This is a genomic window from Rhizobacter sp. (genome assembly GCF_031412495.1).
Lineage (GTDB): Bacteria > Pseudomonadota > Gammaproteobacteria > Burkholderiales > Burkholderiaceae_C > Schlegelella_A.
This window is the reverse complement of record NZ_JANODC010000147.1, coordinates 1-2,005: the sequence shown is the minus strand read 5'-3', so window position 1 is coordinate 2,005 and position 2,005 is coordinate 1. Positions and strand designations below refer to the sequence as shown.

Sequence of the window (2,005 nt, the reverse complement as noted above, 5' to 3'; positions counted from 1 at the left end):
GTCCCGTCCATCCAGATCCTGCCGTCGCGGTCGGCCATCGACATGGCGCTCTCCATCGTGGTGTGCGGGTCGAGGATTCTAGGCGGGGGGCCGCTGGCTCAATCCGGCCGGTCGAGCCGCCAGTGGACCAGCCTGCCGCGCTCGAAATGCAGGCGCACGCTGCTGCCGCCGGCGTCGCTCCAGACCCAGTCGTCGTCGCTGCCGTCGACCTTGCGGCCCAGGCTTTTCGTGCGGGCGACGACCTGCAGCATGGTCAGGCCGCGCCGCAGCCAGGCGTGGAACATGACCGCGTTCGGGATGCTCGCGACGGGTGCCGCGGCGGCGTTCTTCATCACCCGGACCGCGCGGTTGAACTGCAGCAGCAGCCAGAAGACGATGACGCTGGCGGCCAGGGCCAGGCCGGGCCAGCTGTAGGCGCGCCACGCGGCGAAGGCGAAGACGGCGGCGAGGGCCCAGCCGAGCAGAGGGCTCACGGCGGCCTCACAGCGAGCGGACGAGGTCGATCGCTTCCTCGATGCGCTCCACCGCGTGGATGGTCAGGCCTTCGAGGCTGCGCGCGACGGCACCCTTCGGCGCGTTCGCCTTCGGCACGATGGCGATCGAGAAGCCGAGCTTGGCCGCCTCGCGCAGGCGTTCCTGCCCGCGCGGCGCCGGCCGCACCTCGCCGGCCAGGCCGACCTCGCCGAAGGCGAGGAAGCCGCGCGGCAGCGGCCTGCCGCGCAGGCTGCTCTGGATCGCGAGCATGACGGCGAGGTCGGCCGCCGGCTCGCTGATGCGCACGCCCCCGACGGCGTTGACGAAGACGTCCTGGTCGACGCAGGCGATGCCGGCGTGCCGGTGCAGCACGGCCAGCATCATCGCCAGCCGGTCGCGGTCGAGCCCGACCGAGAGCCGGCGCGGGCTCGGCCCGCCGGCGTCGACGAGGGCCTGGATCTCGACCAGCATCGGCCGCGAGCCTTCGAGCGTGACCAGCACGCACGAGCCGGCCACCGGGTCGCCGTGCGTCGACAGGAAGATCGCGCTCGGATTGGCGACGCCCTTCAGCCCCTTCTCGGTCATCGCGAAGACGCCGATCTCGTTGACGGCTCCGAAGCGGTTCTTGACCGCGCGGACGAGCCGGAAGCTCGAGTGCGTGTCGCCTTCGAAGTACAGCACGGTGTCGACGATGTGCTCCATCACGCGCGGCCCGGCGAGGGCGCCGTCCTTGGTGACGTGGCCGACGAGGACGATCGTGGTGCCGCTCGCCTTGGCGAAGCGGGTCAGCTGTGCCGCGCATTCGCGCACCTGTGCCACCGAGCCGGGCGCCGAGCTGAGGGCCTCGCTGTAGACAGTCTGAATCGAGTCGATCACCGCCACCGCCGGCGCCTCCGCAGCGAGCGCGCCGAGGATCTTCTCGAGCTGGATCTCGGCCATCACGCGCACGCTGCTGCCGGCGAGGCCGAGCCGGCGCGAGCGCAGCGCGACCTGGGCGCCGCTTTCCTCGCCGGTGACGTAGAGCACCTTCACCGCCCGCGACAGGGCGTCGAGCGCCTGCAGGAGCAGCGTCGACTTGCCGATGCCCGGGTCGCCGCCGATCAGGACCACGCCGCCGGCGACCAGGCCGCCGCCGAGGGCGCGGTCGAGCTCGTCGATGCCGGTCGGTTGCCGTTCGGCGTCGGCGGCCTCGATCTCGGCCAGCGTCGCCACCGCTTCGCCGGGCAGCAGGCCGCGGCCGGCGGTGGCGTAGCGCGGCTTGGCGGAACTCTCGGCGACGGTCTCGACCAGCGTGTTCCAGGCGCCGCAGTCCGGGCACTTGCCGAGCCACTTCGCCTGGGCACCACCGCACTCGGTGCAGGTGTAGACCGATCTCTCCTTTGCCATCCGATCGACTGTAGCCGCGTGCGCTGGACGTCGACCAGCTCGAACCTATGATCGGGCGATGAGCTTTCCGCTCTGGCTCGCCTTCTTCGTCGCCGCCTGGGCGATCAGCATCTCGCCCGGGCCGGGGGCCGTGGCGGTGATGAGC

At 72.0% G+C, this 2,005-nt stretch carries 2 protein-coding genes; both read right to left on the bottom strand.

The annotated features are described in order from the left end of the window. Nucleotides 1–98 precede the first annotated feature (98 nt). Entirely contained in the window at nucleotides 99–473 is a 375-nt protein-coding gene (locus tag AC30N0_RS05330) for a hypothetical protein (protein ID WP_489516892.1), read from the bottom strand. Nucleotides 474–480: 7 nt separating this feature from the next. Then, nucleotides 481–1,860, bottom strand: a complete 1,380-nt coding sequence (gene radA / locus AC30N0_RS05325) for a DNA repair protein RadA (protein WP_489516891.1) — start codon at nucleotides 1,858–1,860, stop codon at nucleotides 481–483. Nucleotides 1,861–2,005 lie beyond the last annotated feature (145 nt).